Here is an 18,972-nt window from a genome sequence, read left to right as displayed (position 1 = left end):
CTTCGCCCGAAAGCGCCATGGTCCCTATGGCCCGTCCGGGCCAGCCTGCCTGGCGGAAAATGCCGCTGCCGCCGCCCGTGACGGCAAATCGAGCTTCAGCAATATGTTGGCGACATGACGCTTGACCGTATGCTCGCTGAGCCTCAGCTCGGCGGCGATCGCGGCATTGCTCTTGCCGTCGGCGATCAGGATCACCACCTCGCTTTCGCGCGCCGTCAGTTGAGCCGGCTCGGCGGGTTTCGCCTTGGGGCGGCAGGCCGGCTCCAGGTGCTGTTCCGACGTTGCCTGGACCAGCGCCAGCGGCTCGTCCAGCTCATCCACCGTGACACGCCCGGCATCGATGAAATGCAGGCCGGACCCCGCCGCCAGATCGGCGGCCAGCCGCGACGCCAGAATATCGCCGCGCCCGGCATGGGCGGCGATCTGCATCGTCACCCGTGCCATCAGCCCCACCGGCGGCCCGCGCATTTCGACCTCACCGACATGGGCGCCCTGGGCGCTTGCAATGCCCATATGTTGCGCCGCATCGCGCAGTGCCGCCGCGCAGCGTATGGCCCGCGCCGGCCCGTCGAAGCGCGAGATCATCAATTCGCCATGGATGCCGGCGACGCGTCCGCCATGACGGCCGACCAGCTGCCGCCAGCTCTCCTGGAAGCGCTCGCTACGTTCGCTCCACATGCGGTCGCCAACCCGCGCCGTGTCGTAGATGCGTGTCGCCAGAAGAGCGGCAAGCACGCGCTCCGCTTCGGCCACGGCACGCTCGCCGGTCAGGAATTCCTCGATCAGGTCCGCCACCCGGTCGACATCGCCGGTCCAGATCGGGTGGTCGCGCCCGGGGACCTCGACCAGTCGCGCATTCGAGATGTTTTTCGCCAGGAAGCGGCTGGCGTCCGGGTCGACCCGCGCGTCGTTGCGGCGATGAATGAGCAGTGTCGGTGCGCCGATCGCCGAAAGCACGCCGCGCACATCGATTCCGGCATTCATCCGGGCAAGGGCTGCCGCTGCCGTCGGACTGGCCGACAGCCGCTCGAAGCGGGCCCACCACTGGGTGAAATGCGCATCATCTACCCGGCCGGGAGCGAAGTTGGGCAGTGTGGCGCCCGTGCCCCATTCCGTGCCGGCCGTCGCGATGAAGGCCTCGAGGCGCTCCGGCGACATCACCCATTTGTGGAAATGCGCATAACCGCCATAGAGCGCCAGCGCTCGTGTCCGTTCCGGATAGGTGGCGGCAAACAACATTGCCATCGGCGCGCCTTCCGAAGCGCCGAGCAAGGCCGCGCGGCCGCTGCCGGTGGCATCCATCACCGCGCGCACATCGTCCATGCGGGTTTCGAGGCTGGGCAGGTGGCGTGGGTCGACGCGGTCGGACAGGCCGGTGCCGCGCTTGTCGAACAGGATCAGCCGCGAGAACGCCGAGAGCCGTTTCAAGAGCCTGGCGTAGCCCTCGTCTTCCCAATGCAGGTCGAGATTGGAGATGAAGCCGGGCACGAAAACCAGGTCGAACGATCCCTGGCCGACCACCTGATAGGCGATCCGCACGTCGCCGCTGAGGGCATATCGCGTCTCGATCGGCCTCACGTTGCTATCCCGCCCGGCCAGACGATTTCTGATCGCCGACCATAGCAGACGCCTGGCGGATGCGGCAGCCAAACTTTAGAAGACAGGAATATAGCCCGCGGCGAACCGTGTTCGCCCGCCATTTCTGGGGGAGGCTATTTCTGGGGAGCGGCGCTCTCTGCACCCGTGGGTTGGACGTAGCCGATGCTCACATCGGCCTGCTCCTCGGTCTTCGGCCGCTTGATCCTGGCCGAGGCCACGACGACGAGTTCGTCAAAACCTTCGCCGCCGCTGTCCAGCATCTCGAAGAACTGCCGGCGCATCCTGGGCTCCCAGAACTTGTTGATGTGCTCGGCCACGCCCGCCACACCTTCCTCGCGGGGCCTTGAATGGAAGAAGGCGGCGATCTGGTTGGCCATGCGCACCAGCTTTTCCCCGGTGCTCGTGATGTGTTCTTCGTCATGCGACATGCTGGGCAACTCCCAAGACCACCCGTTCCGGGTGGGTGAAAACATCGAAATCGTCGCCGCGCACCAGCGCCACCAGCGTCATGCCGGCCTCTTCGGCGGTGCGGATGGCAAGGGCTGTCGGCGCCGACACGGCGATGATGAAGGCGGAGCCGATCGCCGCCGTTTTCTGCACCATCTCCACCGAGACGCGTGATGTCACCACCACCGCGCCCGATGCACCGTCAATGCCGGCCTTGGCCAGCGCGCCGGCCAGTTTGTCCAGCGCATTGTGCCGGCCGACATCCTCGCGCGCCATGACGATGCCTTTGCCGGGAATGTAGAAGCCCGCTGCATGCACGGCGCCGGTTTCTGAATGTAGAGGCTGCACCTTGGACAAAAGCTTTACCGAACGGGTGATATCGTCGGCTTCAAGCGTAAGCTTGGACGCACCAACCTTGTCGACCGAGCGCATCGCTTCCTCAATCGATTCGATGCCGCACAGCCCGCAGCCAACCGGCCCGGCCAAGCGCCGGCGCCGCGTCTCGAAGCGCGTATTGGCCTGGTCCTTCAGCCGGATCTGGATATCGATGCCGGCGCCATGGTCCTCGACCTCGATCGCATCGATTTCGTCAGGCAAGGCTATGATGCCTTCGGTCAGAGAGAAGCCGAGCGCGAAATCCTCGAAATCGGCCGGGCTCGCCATCATCACCGCATGGGTGGTGCCGGCAAAGGAGAACGCCACCGGCGTCTCCTCCGGCACCATGCGGTTGGCCGATGTCGTGCCGCTGGCGCGGTGGGCAAGGCGAGAGATTTGGGTGGTGGCTTGGCGTTTTCGGGTCACGAGGCGCGCCCCTCTGCCCTGTCCGTCCTTAGCAGTAGCTGTGGAGGCTCGCGCCTTTCCTCTCCCCCGTCGACCGGGGGAGAGGTGTCAAGCGAAGCATGACGGACGGGGGGTCGACTGCTCGCCAGATAGGCCGGTTTGCCTGCTCTTTGGGTTGTGCGCGACTTTCGACGGCTGCGTGTTGCGGGGCCGGCTTCCCCCACTCCGTCGCCGCTTCGCGGCGCCACCTCTCCCCCCTCCGGAGGGAGAAGAAAGGCGCCATTCGGCATAAGCTCGCGTCCTTCCTGACGGAGTAGGGGTCGACCAACCGTCAAGATTGAAGCTCTTATTGTCGAACGCCGTGGCAAGACTACTCCGCCGCTTCCAGCTTTGCGATGCGGCGGCTCTGCTCGGCCTGCTCGTTATAATCGCGCTGCCAGTCCGAAGGCCCGTTGGAGGCGCCGACCTGCACCGCGGTCACCTTGTACTCCGGGCAGTTGGTCGCCCAGTCCGAGAAGTCGGTGGTGATGACGTTGGCCTGCGTGTCGGGATGGTGGAAGGTCGTGTAGACCACACCTGGCGACACCCGGTCGGTGATCAGCGCACGCAGCGTCGTCTCACCCGAACGGCTGGTCAGCCGCACCCAGTCGCCATCGCGCAGGCCGCGGTTCTCGGCATCGTGCGGATGGATCTCCAGCCGGTCCTCCGAGTGCCACATGACGTTTTCGGTGCGCCTTGTCTGTGCACCGACATTGTACTGGCTGAGGATGCGACCGGTGGTCAGCAGCAACGGGAAACGCGGCCCGGTCCGCTCGTCGGTCGCCACATATTCTGTGCGGATGAACTTGCCCTTGCCGCGCACGAAGCCGTCGATATGCATGATCGGCGTGCCGAGCGGCGCCTTCTCGTTGCAGGGCCATTGCACCGATCCGACACGGTCGAGCAGATCGAAGGAGACACCGGCGAAGCTTGGCGTCGTTTTGGCGATCTCGTCCATGATTTCGGAGGGATGCTGGTAGTTCCAATCCAGCCCGATCGCGCGGGCAAGCTCCTGTGTCGCTTCCCAGTCGGCATAGCGCGCCTTCGGCTCCAGCACCTTGCGCACCATGTTGATGCGGCGCTCGGCATTGGTGAAGGTGCCGTCCTTTTCCAGGAAGGTCGAGCCCGGCAGGAAGACATGCGCGTAGTTCGCTGTCTCGTTGAGGAACAGGTCGTGCACGACGACGCATTCCATCGCCGCCAGGCCGGCCGCGACATGCTTGGTATCAGGGTCCGACTGCAGGATGTCCTCGCCCTGGATGTAGATGCCCTTGAAGGAGCCGTCGACGGCGGCATCCAGCATGTTGGGAATGCGCAGGCCCGGTTCGTCGTCGAGCTTCACCCCCCACAACGTCTCATAGATGTCGCGCACCGCCTCGCCGGAGATGTGGCGGTAGCCCGGCAGTTCATGCGGGAACGAGCCCATGTCGCAGGAACCCTGCACGTTGTTCTGGCCGCGCAGCGGGTTCACGCCGACGCCGGGACGGCCGATATTGCCCGTCGCCATGGCAAGGTTGGCGATAGCCATAACCGTGGTCGAACCCTGGCTGTGTTCGGTCACGCCGAGGCCGTAATAAATCGCGCCATTGCCGCCCTTGGCATAGAGCCGCGCAGCACCTCGGATCAGTTCGGGATCGACGCCGGACAGCTTGCCCACGATTTCGGGGCTGTTTTCCGGCAAGGCGACGAAAGAAGCCCAATCCTGGAACTCCGCCCAGTCGCAGCGATCGCGGATGAAGGCTTCGTCGAAAAGCCCTTCGGTAACGATGACATGCGCCAGCGCCGTCAGCACCGCCACGTTGGTGCCCGGCTTCAGCGGCAGGTGATAGTCGGCCTCGATATGCGCCGACTTGACCATTTCGGTGCGGCGCGGATCGAGCACGATCAGCTTGGCGCCCTGGCGCAACCGCTTTTTCAGCCGCGAGGCGAACACCGGGTGCGCGGAAGCCGGATTGGCGCCGATGATGACGGCGACATCGGTGAAATCGACGGAATCGAAATCCTGCGTGCCGGCCGAGGTGCCATAGGTCTGGCCGAGGCCGTAGCCGGTCGGCGAGTGGCAGACGCGCGCGCAAGTGTCGACATTGTTGTTGCGGAAGCCTTGGCGCACCAGCTTCTGGACGAGATAGGTCTCTTCATTCGTGCAGCGCGAGGACGTGATACCGCCGATCGAGGTGCGGCCGTATTGATACTGGATACGGCGGAATTCCTTGGCCGTATGGGCGATGGCCTCTTCCCAGCTCACCTCGCGCCAGGGATCGCTGACCTTTTCCCGGATCATAGGCGACAGGATGCGGTCCTTGTGGGTGGCATATCCATAGGCGAAACGGCCCTTCACGCAGGAGTGGCCGTGGTTCGCCTTGCCGTCCTTGTAGGGCATCATGCGAATGACTTCGTCGTCCTTCACTTCGGCCTTGAACGAGCAGCCGACGCCGCAATAGGCGCAGGTGGTGACGGCGGAGCGCTCGGGCATGCCTTTCTCAAGCACGGTCTTTTCACGCAGCGCATCGGTCGGACAGGCCTGCACGCAGGCGCCGCAGGATACGCATTCGGAGGCGATGAAATCCTCGTGCATGCCGGCGACCATGCGCGATTCGAAACCGCGGCCCTCGATCGTCAGCGCGAAGGTGCCCTGCACCTCCTCACAGGCCCGCACGCAGCGCGAGCACACGATACATTGCGCCGGATCATAGGTGAAATATGGGTTGGACTCGTCGCGGGCGATGTAGTCGACCGCCAGCGAGCCATGGCCGGGCGCGACGCCGTTTTCCTGCTTGACGTGGTTGCGGCCCTCGATGCCGAAGCGGTTCTCGGTCAGGCCGACCGATTTCGCCACAACGTCGAACTCGCTGGCGCCGGTGCCGGCCTTCTCGTTCCAGCCGGTCGGGTGGTCGGAGACGTAAAGCTCCATGACACCGCGGCGGATGGCGTCGAGCCGCTCGGATTGCGTGCGCACCACCATGCCTTCGCCGACGGGCGTCGTGCAGGATGCCGGCGTGCCGCCGCGCCCGTCGATCTCGACCAGGCAGACGCGGCAGGAGCCGAACGAGTCCAGCATGTCCGTGGCGCAGAGTTTTGGGATCTCGACCCCGCCTTCCATCGCCGCGCGCATGATCGACGTACCCTCCGGCACGCTGATGCTGCGGCCGTCGACGATCAGCGTAACCTGCTTTTGCGCCTTCGATTCCGGGGTTCCGTAATCGAGTTCTTCGATGAGTGTCGGGAAGTCGGCCTTGATATTCATCTGCCAGCTCCTATTCAGCAGCCACGCGCGCCGGCGCGGGCTTGAAATCTTCGGGGAAATGGGTGATCGAGCTCATCACCGGATAGGGCGTGAAGCCGCCCAGCGCGCAGAGCGATCCGAACTTCATCGTGTTGCAGAGATCGGTGACCAGTGCCAGGTTCTTCTCCGGCTCGATGCCGGCGGCAAGCCGGTCGATGGTCTCCACCCCGCGTATCGAGCCGATTCGGCAGGGCGTGCACTTGCCGCAGCTTTCGATGGCGCAGAACTCCATGGCAAAGCGCGCCTGCTTCAGCATGTCGGCCGTGTCGTCGAACACGGTGATGCCGGCATGGCCGATCAGCCCGTCGCGCTTCGCGAACTCTTCGTAGTCGAACGGCGTGTCGAACAGGCCGCGCGGGAAATAGGCGCCGAGCGGGCCGCCGACCTGCACCGCCTTCACCGGGCGACCTGTGGCCGTACCGCCGCCGATATCGTCGACGATCTCGCCCAGCGTCATGCCGAACGCCGCCTCGAACAGGCCGCCGAACTTGACGTTGCCGGCGATCTGTATCGGGATCGTGCCGCGCGAGCGGCCCATGCCGAAATCCTTGTAGAAGGCAGCACCCTTGTCCATGATGATGGGCACGGAGGCTAGGCTGATGACGTTGTTGATCACCGTCGGCTTGCCGAACAGACCCTGGATTGCCGGCAGCGGTGGCTTGGCTCGCACCACGCCGCGCTTGCCTTCAAGGCTGTTCAGCAGCGAAGTTTCCTCGCCGCAGACATAGGCGCCGGCGCCGACGCGGATTTCCATGTCGAAGGCGTTGGGCGAACCCAGCACGCTGACGCCGAGCACGCCTGCCTTGCGGGCGACCTCGACAGCCTTGTTCATGACAGCCACCGCATGCGGATATTCCGAGCGGATATAGACGAACCCCTTGGTCGCGCCGGTGGCGATGCCGGCAATCGTCATGCCTTCGATGAGCACGAAGGGGTCGCCCTCCATGATCATGCGGTCGGCAAAGGTGGCGCTGTCGCCCTCGTCGGCATTGCAGACGATGTATTTGCGGTCAGATGTCGTATCGAGCACCGTCTTCCACTTGATGCCGGTCGGGAAGCCGGCGCCGCCGCGGCCGCGCAAGCCCGATTCCGTGACCTGTTTGACGATGTCGAGCGGCGCCATGGCCACCGCGTTCTGCAGGCCCCTCAGCCCGCCCAGTGACTTGTAGGCGTCGAGCGATAGCGGGTCGTTGATGCCGCAACGCGCGAACGTCAGGCGCGTCTGTTTGGCCAGGAACGGGATCTTGTCGGGCGCGCCCAGCCAGCGCTTGTGATGGCCGCCAGTGAGAAAGCCGCTGTCGAACAGGCTCTTGACGTCCGATGGCTTGACCGGCCCGTAAGCGACGCGGCCCTTTTCGGTCGCGACCTCGACCATCGGTTCGAGGAAATAGGCGCCGCGCGAGCCGTTGCGGACGATCTTGGCCTCGACGCCCCGTTCAGCCAGTTCCGCACGAACAGCCTTGGCGACCTTTTCGGCGCCGAGCGCCAGCGCGCCGGAGTCACCTGGAATGTAGATGCGCGGGATCATGAGCGTACCTCCCCGACGATCTCTTCGATCTTCTCGTCATCGAGCCGCCCGATCACCTCACCATCCAGCATCGCCGACGGTGAACAGGCGCACAGACCGAGGCAATAGACAGGCTCAAGTGTAACCGATCCGTCGCGGGTGGTCTCATGGAAATCGATGCCCAACAACTGCTTGACCTTTGCGGCGATCGCATCCGAACCCATCGACTGGCAGGCTTCCGCCTGGCAGAGCTTGAGCACATGCCGGCCAGCCGGCCGGGCACGGAAATCATGATAGAAGGTCACGACGCCATGCACTTCGGCCCTCGACAGGTTCAGCCCATCGGCGATGACGGGCACGGCGTCCTGCGGCACGTGGCCAAATTCTTCCTGGATCTCGTGCAGGATCGGCAGCAGGGGGCCTTCGAGGCCCTTCAACTCCTGGATGATCGCCGCCGTGCGCGACTGTATCTCGGTACTTGCAGGCTGCATCGTCACGCAGCGCCCTCCCTATCGTAGCGATCGATGCATATAATCGTCCAAAGGCATGAAGCGGTTTTGGAACAACGACATGCCTACGCCGCTTAATCGCTAAGTGCTTAAGAAATCAGAGAAAACCTCTGAAATCAATAAAGCGGTTTCGTTGCACGATAGAAAATTTCTATCGCGCCGATTGACCAGTTATGACTAGCTCAGCGATTGGCGCGGAAATCGTCTGCCAGCGCCATCGCCTCGTCCAGCAGCGCCTGCACCAGCGGCGTGTGCGGTTCGCGCGGCGCGGCGACCAGCCCGACCGTGTGGCTGGCATCCGGTTCGACGATCGGAATGGCCCGGATCGGCTCGGAAAAACCGAATGTTTCCGCCAGGTTGAGCGGCATGATCGACGACCATTTGCCTGTCCGTATGTGGGAGAACAGCACGATCATCGAGTTGGATTCCAGTGTCGGCCGCACCTGCACGCCGGCCTCGGCCAGATGCTGGTCGATGATGCGGCGGTTCTGCATGTCCGGCGTCAACAAGCAGAGCGGCAGCTGGCTGATTTCGGCCCATGTCACTTTGTCGCGATCCGAATAGGGATTTCCGACCGCCGTGATCAGCTGGTAGCGCTCGTCATAGAGCGGCACGCTGGTCACCCGTCCGAGAGGCTCGTTGTCGAGATAGGTGATGCCGGCATCGACGTCGAAATTGCCGAGCAGCGACAACACCTCGATCGAGGTGCGCGACAGGATAGAGAAGGTGACGCCCGGATGCTTCTCGCGAAATGGCGTCGTAAGCCGCGCCACCATGGCGAGGGCGGTTGGGATGGCGGCAATACGGATACGCCCGGACAGGCCATGTCGCGCCGCCCGCATCTCTTCGCGCATGGTCCTGGAATCGCCGACGATGCGACGCGCCCACACCAGCACCTGCTTGCCTTCCGGCGTCAGCCCCTGAAAGCGCGAACCGCGATTGACCAGCATGACGCCGAGCTGGCCCTCCAGCTGCTTGATCCCGGCCGACAAGGTCGGCTGCGTGACGCCGCACGCTTCCGCCGCCCGGCCGAAATGCTCCTCCTTGGCCAGCGCGATGAAGAATTCGAGCTTGTCGATCATACCATCCGTCCGTTCGTTGCGCGCAAGGTCGGGGAAATTGCCTTTCGCCGCAAGCTCTACCCGCAATTGGCCATGCATCCACATCTTTGGGCCGGCTGGCTGTTTCCCCCGGCCGAACACGGCGCTATGTGGTTGGATGGAATACGAGGAGATCGGACATGCTGGGCTGGTTCCGCAAGCTTTTGCCGCGCGAAGATCGCTTCTTCGACCTCTTTGAACGGCATTCCCGCACCGTGGTCGGCGGCGCCGAGGCGCTGGAGCAGCTCCTGCAGGGCAAGGACATCGATCGTTGGTGCCAGAAGATCATCGATCTCGAGGACGAGGCCGATCATATCACGGCCGAAGTGCTGCTGGCGGTGCGGCGTTCCTTCATCACGCCCTTCGATCGCGGCGACATCAAGGACCTGATCCAGTCGATGGATGACGCCATCGACATGATGCACAAGACCGTCAAGACGGTGAAGCTGTTCGAAAAGAAGGAATTCGACCCGCTGATGCAGGAGATGGGCGGCGTCATCGTTGCCGCCTCCAGGCTGGTTGCCGAAGCGATCCCGCTGCTCAGCAAGGTCGGCACGCACACGGTACGCCTCAACGCCATCGCCGAAGAGGTGATGCGCGTCGAAAGCCGCGCCGACGATCTGCATGAGCAGGGATTGAAGGACCTGTTCAAGCGGCATGGCCGCAGCGATCCGATGGCCTACCTGATCGGCTCGGAGATCTACGGCCAGCTGGAGAAGGTGGTCGACCGCTTTGAGGACGTCGCCAACGAGATCAGCGGCATCGTCATCGAGAACGTTTAGGCAATGGAAGCCACCATCGCCTTTCCCGTGCTGATCGGCCTTGTCGCCGTCGCGCTGTTTTTCGATTTTCTCAACGGCCTGCACGATGCGGCGAACTCCATCGCCACCATCGTCTCCACCCGCGTGCTGAGACCACAATATGCGGTCCTGTGGGCGGCTTTCTTCAATTTCATCGCCTTCATGTTCTTCGGCCTTCACGTGGCTGAAACCGTGGGAAAAGGTATCGTCGACGTCAGCATCGTCACGCCGGCGGTGATCTTCTCGGCGCTCGTCGGCGCCATCGTCTGGAACATCGTCACCTGGATTGCCGGCATCCCGTCCAGCAGTTCGCATGCCCTGATCGGCGGGCTCGTCGGCGCCGGCGTTGCAAAGGCTGGGCCCGGCGCCATCGTCTGGACCGGGCTTGGCAAGACGGTCGCCGCAATCGTCGTGTCGCCGGCGACAGGGTTTGTTCTGGCGCTGGTCCTGATCCTGGCCGTTTCCTGGCTGTTCGTGCGCCAGACACCGTTCGCCGTCGACAGCACTTTCCGCGTCATGCAGTTCTTTTCGGCCTCGCTTTATTCGCTAGGGCACGGCGGCAACGACGCCCAGAAAACCATGGGCATCATCGCCGTGCTGCTCTATTCGCAAGGTATGCTCGGCGGGACGTTCTACGTGCCGCTGTGGGTCGTCCTCACCTGTCAGACAGCACTGGCGCTCGGCACTTTGTTCGGCGGCTGGCGCATCGTCCACACGATGGGCTCGAAGATCACCCGGTTGAACCCGATGCAGGGCTTCTGCGCCGAGACCGGCGGCGCCATCACCCTGTTTGCCGCCACCTGGCTTGGCGTTCCCGTGTCGACCACCCATACGATCACCGGGGCCATCATCGGTGTCGGCGCTGCCCGTCGCGTCTCGGCCGTGCGCTGGGGCATTGCCGGCAACATCGTCATCGCCTGGATCGTCACCTTGCCGGCCACGGCTGCAATTTCGGCGCTCACCTACCTTGCGGTTGGCCTGGCAAGGTGAGGCGGACACTGTGGTGCTTGGAGTCGCTGCCAATCTGCACTATCTGAGCCGCAGCCAAACGCCTTAGGAAACAATGCATGTCCGTCACCAAGGAAATCGTCACCGAGCGTCTGAAGACGGTCAACGGGCCGGACTTCACCGGCAACATCGTCGACCTCGGCATGGTTTCGGAGATTTTCATCGCCGATTCGAAAGTGTTTTTCTCGATCACCGTTCCCGCCGCCCGTGCACAGGAGATGGAGCCGCTGCGCGCCGCAGCCGAGCGTGTCGTCAAGGCGATCCCTGGTGTCGCCGGCGCCGTCGTCGCGCTGACGGCGGAGAAGAAGGGCGGCGGCATGGAGGCTCCGGTTGCGTCGCGTCCCGCGCCCAGGCCGGCACCCCCGGCTGCGCCAGCCGCGCCGCGCCCAGCTCCACACTCTCCAGCCCCGCACGCCCCGGCCTCGGAAAGGTCGGGCAAGCGCGGCGTGCCCGGCATCGAGGCGATCATCGCGGTGGCGTCCGGCAAGGGCGGCGTCGGCAAGTCGACCACCGCCGTCAACATCGCGCTTGGCCTCGCCGCCAACGGTTTGCGTGTCGGCGTGCTCGATGCCGATATTTATGGCCCGTCCATGCCCAGGCTGCTCAACATCCATGGCCGGCCGCAGACCGTCGACGGCAAGATCCTGAAACCGATGGAGAATTACGGCCTTAAGGTGATGTCGATGGGCTTCCTCGTCGACGAGGAGACGCCGATGATCTGGCGCGGTCCGATGGTGATGTCGGCGCTGACGCAGATGCTGCGCGAGGTCGAATGGGGCCGCCTCGACGTGCTCGTCGTCGACATGCCGCCCGGCACCGGCGACGCGCAGCTGACTATGGCCCAGCAGGTGCCGCTGGCCGGCGCCGTCATCGTCTCGACGCCGCAGGACCTGGCGCTGATCGACGCCCGCAAGGGATTGAATATGTTCAAGAAGGTCGACGTGCCGCTGCTCGGCATCGTCGAGAACATGAGCTATTTCATAGCCCCCGATACCGGCAAGCGCTACGACATCTTTGGCCATGGCGGGGCGCGGCGCGAGGCCGAGCGACTCGGCGTGACCTTCCTCGGCGAAGTGCCGCTGGAAATGGGCATTCGCGAAAGTTCTGATGAAGGCTCGCCCGTGGTGGCGTCGAAGCCAGACAGCGCCGAGGCGAAGATCTATCGCGGCATTGCTTCGAAGGTCTGGGACCGGGTCAACGAAGAACGCGGCGCGGCCGAAGCGGCGGTGCCGAACATCGTGTTCGAGTAGCTCGGATATCCCTCCCCCTTGAGGGGAGGGTGGCCCGAAGGGCCGGGTGGGGTCCGCGGTGACACGCTCGACGCTATTTCTTTACAAGTCGAGGCAGCTCAACTCAGGTTGAGGCGGTTGAGGCGACCCACCCGCCTCGCTTCGCGAGGCACCCTCCCCTCAAGGGGGAGGGGAACCCACCTTCTCACCAAAGCTTGAAAAAAACTGCCCGGCCAGCTTCTTCGAAGTCGATTCGATGAGCCGGCTGCCGAGTTGGGCGATCTTGCCGCCGACTTCGGCTTTGGCCGCGTATTTGAGGACCGTCGCATCCGGCCCGTCCGCCGTCAGCGTCACGTCGGCGCCACCCTTGGCGAAGCCGGCAATACCGCCCTTGCCCTCGCCCTGGATGGTGTAGGAGTGCGGCGGCTTCAGGTTCTTCAACGTCACCTCGCCGTTGAATATCGCCTTGATCGGTCCGATCTTCAGGACCACCGTCGCTGCCATTTCGGTCGGCGATTTCATCTCCAGGTTCTGGCAGCCGGGAATGGTCGCCTGCAAAACCTTCGGATCGTTCAGCGCGTCCCACACTTTCTGCAGGGGGGCGGCAATGCGTTCCTCGCCTTCGATCACCAAAGCCATCGATACCTCCCGGACAGACTTCGAAGGCCTAACGCACGGTCTGGTCTGTGTCTATCGCACCAAAGTCCGGTTGCGACGGTGCGCCCTCTTGCCTGCTTCCGCGCGTTGCCATATCGATTTGTCTTACAAATACGGAGACCATGATGGCAGGCGCCCCCACCGGAAAGAAGAAATTTCGCTCGCAGGAGTGGTTCGACAATCCCGACAATCCAGGCATGACCGCGCTCTACCTCGAGCGCTACCTGAACTATGGCCTGACGCGGGCCGAGCTGATGTCTGGCAAGCCGCTGATCGGCATCGCCCAGACCGGCTCGGATCTGTCGCCATGCAACCGCCATCATATCGAACTCGCCAAGCGCGTGCGCGAAGGCATCGTCTCGATGGGCGGCATCCCCTTCGAATTCCCGTGCCATCCGATCCAGGAGACCGGCAAGCGCCCGACCGCGGCACTCGACCGCAACCTTGCCTATCTCGGCCTGGTCGAAGTGCTTTACGGCTATCCGCTCGACGGCGTCGTGCTGACCATCGGCTGCGACAAAACCACGCCGGCGCTGCTGATGGCGGCGGCCACCGTCAATATTCCGGCCATAGCACTTTCGGTCGGACCGATGCTCAATGGCTGGCACAAGGGCAAGCGCACGGGATCGGGCACCATCGTCTGGGAATCGCGCCAGCGCCTCTCGGCCGGCGAGATCGACTATGACGAGTTCATGGACATCGTCGCCTCATCGGCGCCGTCGACCGGCTATTGCAACACCATGGGCACCGCCACCACGATGAACTCGCTGGCCGAGGCGCTCGGCATGCAATTGCCGGGCTCGGCTGCCATTCCGGCACCCTACCGCGAGCGCGGCCAGATCTCCTATGAGACGGGCAAGCGCATCGTCGAGATGGTGCATGAGGATCTGAAGCCATCCGACATCATGACGCGCAAGGCGTTCGAGAACGCCATTGTCGTCAATTCGGCGATTGGCGGCTCGACCAACGCGCCGATCCACCTCAACGCGATTGCCCGCCATCTCGGCGTGCCGCTCACCAATGACGACTGGCAGACGGTCGGCCTCCATGTGCCGCTCATCGTCAATCTGCAGCCATCGGGCGAATATCTCGGCGAGGACTATCATCATGCCGGCGGCGTGCCGGCTGTGGTGGCCGAACTGATGAAGGCCAAGCTGCTGCCTTATCCCGAAGCGATGACCGTCAACGGGAAATCGATCGGCGACAATTGCAAGGATGTCGCCAACGAGAACACCGACGTCATCCGCACCGTCGCCGAGCCGCTGAAGGCCAATGCCGGCTTCATTAATCTCAGCGGCAATCTGTTCGATTCCGCAATCATGAAGATGAGCGGCATCTCGCCGGAATTCCGCGAACGCTATCTCTCCAACCCGAACGACCCGGAAGCCTTCGAGGGCAACGCCATGGTCTTCGATGGTCCCGAGGACTACCACGCCCGCATCGACGATCCGGCGCAAGGCATCGACGAGCACACCATCCTGTTCATGCGCGGCGCCGGCCCAATCGGCTATCCCGGCGGCGCCGAGGTCGTCAACATGCAGCCGCCGGCCTATCTCATCAAGAAGGGCATTCACGCGCTGGCCTGCATCGGCGATGGCCGCCAGTCGGGCACATCCGGCTCGCCGTCTATCCTCAACGCTTCGCCGGAGGCCGCCATTGGCGGCGGCCTGGCGCTGCTCAAGACCGGCGACCGTGTGCGCATCGATTTACGGAAAGGCACTGCCAACATCCTCGTCACCGACGAGGAAATCACGCGCCGCCGTGCCGAACTGCAGGTCGATGGCGGCTATCATTATCCCAAGCATCAGACGCCATGGCAGGAGATCCAGCGCTCCATGGTCGACCAGTTCTCGGAGGGCATGGTGCTGAAGCCGGCGGTGAAATACCAGGACGTCGCGCACACCAGCGGCGTGCCGAGGGACAACCACTGAGCACCCGCTTGATATGAAAATGCCGGCCTGATCGGGCCGGCATGAAAGCCTTGGCGTAAGCTTGTTTGGATGGCGGCCTCAGGGTGGAGGCGGGCCGGACGAAGCGGCGATGGCTGTGATGCCGGAGAGTCGTCCTGCCTTGCGGATGACTGGTGTGTGATACTGTTTCTTCATAGGACCCGTTGCCCGTTTTAGATCACTGCTCGCACGCCAACTGATCCCACCTGTCAGTATGACATTGCAGTCCTCGTCAGTTTCGGGTTTTTTGACACGAAATCAAGAGGGGTCCAGAGCGTCGTCCATGATGATGGTTTTCCGCCACGGGCGTATCCTTGCCGCCTAGCCCAATCGACATTGCCCCGGTCGACATTGCTATTGTCGGCGCGGGCATGGCCGGTCTCTTCCTGGCGTGGCGCTTGTCCCAAAGTGAAAAGCCCGCAAGGATCGCTGTTTTCGAATCCGCCGGTCGCGTCGGCGGTCGGGCCTCCACGGTCTCATTTCCCGGAGAGCCGAACTTCGGCATCGATCTCGGCGCGATGATGCTGATGCCGCAACATCGGCTGCTCAAAAAACTCATGGCGACGCTGGATGTAAAGCTGTCGGGTATGGACGTCGTCACCGGCGCCAACCGGCTCCATCTGCGCGGTAGGAGCCTGCCCTACGCCGCTATATCGCGCTTTGCGCCGCGCCGCCTGTTTGCCTATGACGTGACGCGTCGGCTGCAGGAAAAAGGCCCGTCCCGCCTGCTGCGAAAGGCGGCAGCACTGATCCTGCCGGGTTCGGAGGCCTTCGGCAGCGCCGAATGGAACGGCGCCGCAGGCTTCGTTTATCGCGGCCGCAAGCTGGCGGATTGGGCGACTTGGGATGTGCTGGCGACGGTCATGACCCCGGAGGAAATGGCTTTTGCCGAGGACGCGGTGGGCTATTCGTTGCTCCTGCGCGGACCCAACGCCGCCGAGACGTTCAGGCTTGCGCTCGGCGAGCTGAGCGGCGGCCGCTCCTATTGTTCCCCCGATGGTGGGTTCCAGCCGGTTGCGGAGCGAATGGCCGGGCGGATCGCTGTCAGCGGCGGCGCCGTCCATCTCGATCACACCGTGACCGCCATCGCCCGCTCGGCGCAAGGGATGGTCTTGTCTGTCGAGGGGCAGGGCGGGACGGTCGAGGCGCGCAAGGTCGTGCTGGCGTTACCGGTCCGCCCCCTGCGGACCCTGCTGGAAAAGTCCGGCATCGAGCAGCCCAGCGATCTGCCGGCACCGGAACCCTGGCCGATGCTCACGCTGGCCGCCTGCTATGCCAGCCCATGGTGGGCTCGAAACGGCATCGCGGCCGGCCACAGCGTGACCGATCTGCCGGCTCGCCAGATATGGCAGTTCACAAAAGCGGACGCGCGCGACGCGACGATTCGGCGGAGCGTCGCCATGGCCTATTGCGATGGCAGGCACATGGTATTCTGGCGCTCACTGCTGCCTGAGCTCGCTCGGCGCCACGGTTTTGCGGTTTTGGCCGAGGGACATTCCGCGCTGGAGGCCTTTCACGGCCAGATGGTCGAAGTCCATGGCAAACACGGCGCCATCTCGAAACCCATCGGCGGGTTTGCGCAGGATTGGGGTGCGCCGGCCTATGGCGGCGCGTCGCATGTATGGGACCGTGGCATAGATATCTCCGGTATAAAACTGGCGAGCCATACGCTCGCTCCTGGCATTCATGTCTGTGGCGAAGCGTGGTCCAACAATCACGGCTGGATCGAGGGCGCGCTGGAAAGTGCGGAAGACCTGTTGCAGCGGGAATTCGGGCTCGACGCCTGGCTTGCCTGAGACTCCGCAAAGGCGATGAAAAACGATCCTACATTCCCATATGAGTGGTCGGCTATCGGACGGAAAGTATCAACGTGACTAAACGGCGCTCTTCAATCGGTTTCCTCGGCATGTTCGGCCGCTCCGGCGATTTGCGGGAACTCGACACCGCGCTGCGCGGCGCCGATCTGCATCCGGCGCTTGTCCCTGAGGGGGTAAAGCTCACCATCGTCAATTTGATGAAGGATTATTGGCCGGACGAGCCGCCGCCGGACGCCTACCGGTCCGTGGCGCAGCTGTTTGGCTATTGCATCGCGGGCCCACAAACCGTCGAGCAGGCCAATGGGCCGGAGCGGCGGCTGGACGCTGAGCGCCGCATCGAGGCTGCGCTTGAAACCGGCGACAGCCTGGATGCCCAGATCGTGTTGATGGCGCTGCATGGCAAGCTGATCAGCGCCGAAGTGGTCGAGCGCTTTGGGTTAAGTGCGGACTGACCTACGGAAGGTGAAGCTTACCCGCCCATGCCGCTGCGTGGCAGCTTGATCATCTCGCCGAAGCGGGCGCGCAATTTGTCGTCGAGCAGCTTCGGCACATGGCGCGGGAAGCGCTCGGCAAGCACGCGCTTCTTTTCGATGATCGCCCGCTGCAAGATGTCGGGCCGGCCCTTCTCATTCCATTCCTTGGGCGAAAAGCGGTCGCCGACGGCCGGATAAAAATACTCGGTCTGCATCAGGCGCAGCGTCTGCTCGTTGCCGAGATAGTGGCCTGGGCCATTCATGCAGACTTCGGTGATGGTGTCGATCGACAGCGCTTCGTCGGTCACTTCGATGCCCCGCACGCAGCGCAGGCAGTGGCCCAGCATGTCATTGTCTATGATCAGGCTCTCCAGGCAAAAGCCGAGCAGCGAGGCGTGCATGCCCGCCGATTCATAGACCAGATTGAGGCCGGCAAGACCGGCCATCACATCGGTGATGCCCTTTTCATAGCCGGACTGGATGTCGGGCAGTTTCGAATCCGTCATGCCGGCGGCCGAACCGCCCGGCAGATCGTAGAACTGCGCCATCTGCGCACAGGCCGAAGTCAACACTGCCTGCTCGGCCGAGCCGCCCGACATGGCGCCGGTCCTGAGGTCGGAGACGAACGGCCAGGTGCCGAAGATCGCCGGATGCCCGGGCTTGATGGCGTTGACGTAGATGAGGCCGACCAGCACTTCGGCCACCGCTTGCACCACAGCGCCGGCAATTGCCGCCGGAGCGGTGGCGCCGGCTTGGCCGGCCGATAGAAGCAGGATCGGAATGCCGCCTTCGACGCAGGCTTCGAGCACGCCGCAGGCGTCCTCGGCAAACTTCATCGGCGGCACGACGAAGCAATTGGAGTTCGACACGAACGGCCGGGCGCGGAAATTCTCCTCGCCGCCGGCGATCGCATAAAGCATTTCCAGCGCCGGCTGCACGTTCTCGCGCACCGTGAACGAGGTGCCGACATGCTTCGACGTGCCCATCACGCAGGCGTAGAGCGTGTTGAAGTCCATTTCGAGCGGATCGGGAATGTCGCGCGGCACCATCGGCCGCTGGAAGAAATGGATGTTGTCGAGCCCTTCGACGAGGCGGGCGGCGTCGTAAATGTCCTGCACCAGCGACTCGCGGTATTCGCGCTTTTCGACATCGACCAGATGCACCGCCGCACCCGCCGTGCCGTAATGCACGCGCTTGCCCTGGATCAGCATGTCATGCCTGGGGTCCTGGCCGTGCAGCGTAAAATTCCTCGCCGCTTTCTTGATCGTGTCCATCACAAGCCCACGTGGGAAACGGACGCGGCCGTCGTCGCCGTAAACGGCGCCGACCCCGGTCAGAGCCTCGATGCAGGAGGGAATGGCATTGGCGAAGCCGACGGTGTCCAGTAGCGTCAGCACCGCTTCATGGATGCGCTCCTGTTCGTTCTGGTTGAGCGGCCCGTAGCTGCCGCCTTCGAGGCCGGCGCGCACCGGCCGGATATCGTCGGCAAGCGGTGCGGCCCGCATGGCGCGGCGCGCTTCGCGCCCGCCGGATCGGCGCGAACGCTGGTCGGCTGATGCATCCTTAGGAGCCGCATCCTGCTTCTCAACAGCCACTGACATGGGGGGGCACTCCACCTTTAGTTTGCGAAACACGACGCGATGATTGGTCCACCGTCGGCTTGCTTCGTCCCTCTGTCAGCCGACTATGCCGTTGCCATTGGCCCAGCCTATGGGCCAGTCAACGCAGCCGAATATGCCAGAGAGCTAATGCAGAATGTTGGTGATCATGCCAAG

15 protein-coding genes are annotated in these 18,972 nt (G+C 63.7%); 6 read left to right on the top strand and 9 right to left on the bottom strand.

The features are described 5' to 3' along the window. Positions 1–24: 24 nt before the first annotated feature. The 7 genes from NKI10_RS04960 to NKI10_RS04930 all read right to left on the bottom strand — a co-directional run bounded on the left by NKI10_RS04960 (position 25) and on the right by NKI10_RS04930 (position 9,246). Positions 25–1,578, bottom strand: coding sequence for an alpha/beta fold hydrolase (locus NKI10_RS04960; protein ID WP_352858933.1), 1,554 nt, complete (start codon positions 1,576–1,578; stop codon positions 25–27). A 134-nt stretch (positions 1,579–1,712) separates the two neighbouring features. Continuing rightward, positions 1,713–2,027, bottom strand: coding sequence for a formate dehydrogenase subunit delta (locus NKI10_RS04955; RefSeq protein ID WP_023688796.1), 315 nt, complete (start codon positions 2,025–2,027; stop codon positions 1,713–1,715). Next, positions 2,017–2,847 carry a formate dehydrogenase accessory sulfurtransferase FdhD gene (gene fdhD, locus NKI10_RS04950; RefSeq protein ID WP_023692627.1) on the bottom strand — a complete coding sequence of 277 codons (831 nt, stop codon included), beginning with the start codon at positions 2,845–2,847 and terminating at the stop codon, positions 2,017–2,019. The genes NKI10_RS04955 and fdhD overlap by 11 nt, the downstream gene beginning before the upstream one ends. A gap of 349 nt (positions 2,848–3,196) precedes the next feature. Then, entirely contained in the window at positions 3,197–6,109 is a 2,913-nt protein-coding gene (gene fdhF / locus NKI10_RS04945; RefSeq protein WP_023673425.1) for a formate dehydrogenase subunit alpha, read from the bottom strand. 10 nt (positions 6,110–6,119) lie between these two features. Next, complete coding sequence (locus NKI10_RS04940; protein ID WP_023703520.1) at positions 6,120–7,676, bottom strand: formate dehydrogenase beta subunit; 1,557 nt, start codon at positions 7,674–7,676, stop codon at positions 6,120–6,122. After that, on the bottom strand, positions 7,673–8,152 hold the full coding sequence (locus tag NKI10_RS04935) for a formate dehydrogenase subunit gamma (RefSeq protein ID WP_023688791.1): 480 nt from the start codon (positions 8,150–8,152) through the stop codon (positions 7,673–7,675). Before NKI10_RS04935 ends, NKI10_RS04940 begins: the two co-directional genes overlap by 4 nt. Before the next feature lie 194 nt (positions 8,153–8,346). Beyond that, positions 8,347–9,246 carry a LysR family transcriptional regulator gene (locus tag NKI10_RS04930; RefSeq protein ID WP_023688790.1) on the bottom strand — a complete coding sequence of 300 codons (900 nt, stop codon included), beginning with the start codon at positions 9,244–9,246 and terminating at the stop codon, positions 8,347–8,349. A gap of 158 nt (positions 9,247–9,404) precedes the next feature. On the opposite strand from NKI10_RS04930, the gene NKI10_RS04925 reads away from it, so the two are divergent. The 3 genes from NKI10_RS04925 (at position 9,405) to NKI10_RS04915 (ending at position 12,322) form a co-directional block, all read left to right on the top strand. Beyond that, entirely contained in the window at positions 9,405–10,046 is a 642-nt protein-coding gene (locus NKI10_RS04925) for a DUF47 domain-containing protein (protein ID WP_023673429.1), read from the top strand. Between the two features lie 3 nt (positions 10,047–10,049). Then, entirely contained in the window at positions 10,050–11,054 is a 1,005-nt protein-coding gene (locus NKI10_RS04920; RefSeq protein WP_023688789.1) for an inorganic phosphate transporter, read from the top strand. A gap of 77 nt (positions 11,055–11,131) precedes the next feature. After that, entirely contained in the window at positions 11,132–12,322 is a 1,191-nt protein-coding gene (locus tag NKI10_RS04915) for an Mrp/NBP35 family ATP-binding protein (RefSeq protein ID WP_023692624.1), read from the top strand. A gap of 159 nt (positions 12,323–12,481) precedes the next feature. Here NKI10_RS04915 and NKI10_RS04910 read toward each other — a convergent pair whose 3' ends face one another. Next, positions 12,482–12,940: an SRPBCC family protein gene (locus NKI10_RS04910; protein WP_023692623.1), complete on the bottom strand. Its 459-nt coding sequence runs from the start codon at positions 12,938–12,940 to the stop codon at positions 12,482–12,484. Positions 12,941–13,083: 143 nt separating this feature from the next. Here NKI10_RS04910 and NKI10_RS04905 point away from each other — a divergent pair, with 143 nt between their 5' ends. From NKI10_RS04905 to NKI10_RS04895, 3 genes are all read left to right on the top strand, one after another. After that, entirely contained in the window at positions 13,084–14,889 is a 1,806-nt protein-coding gene (locus NKI10_RS04905; protein WP_023688786.1) for an IlvD/Edd family dehydratase, read from the top strand. A gap of 332 nt (positions 14,890–15,221) precedes the next feature. After that, entirely contained in the window at positions 15,222–16,703 is a 1,482-nt protein-coding gene (locus NKI10_RS04900; protein WP_352858928.1) for a flavin monoamine oxidase family protein, read from the top strand. Positions 16,704–16,777: 74 nt separating this feature from the next. Beyond that, positions 16,778–17,176, top strand: coding sequence for a hypothetical protein (locus NKI10_RS04895; protein WP_352858926.1), 399 nt, complete (start codon positions 16,778–16,780; stop codon positions 17,174–17,176). A 17-nt stretch (positions 17,177–17,193) separates the two neighbouring features. Here the strand turns inward: NKI10_RS04895 and NKI10_RS04890 are convergent, their stop codons facing one another. Beyond that, positions 17,194–18,798: a trimethylamine methyltransferase family protein gene (locus tag NKI10_RS04890; RefSeq protein ID WP_352858924.1), complete on the bottom strand. Its 1,605-nt coding sequence runs from the start codon at positions 18,796–18,798 to the stop codon at positions 17,194–17,196. Positions 18,799–18,972 lie beyond the last annotated feature (174 nt).

Origin of the sequence: Mesorhizobium sp. M0802, assembly GCF_040320115.1 — a bacterium.
Taxonomy (GTDB): domain Bacteria; phylum Pseudomonadota; class Alphaproteobacteria; order Rhizobiales; family Rhizobiaceae; genus Mesorhizobium.
The sequence above is the reverse complement of the archived record's forward strand: the minus strand, read 5'-3'. Positions and strand labels throughout refer to the sequence as shown.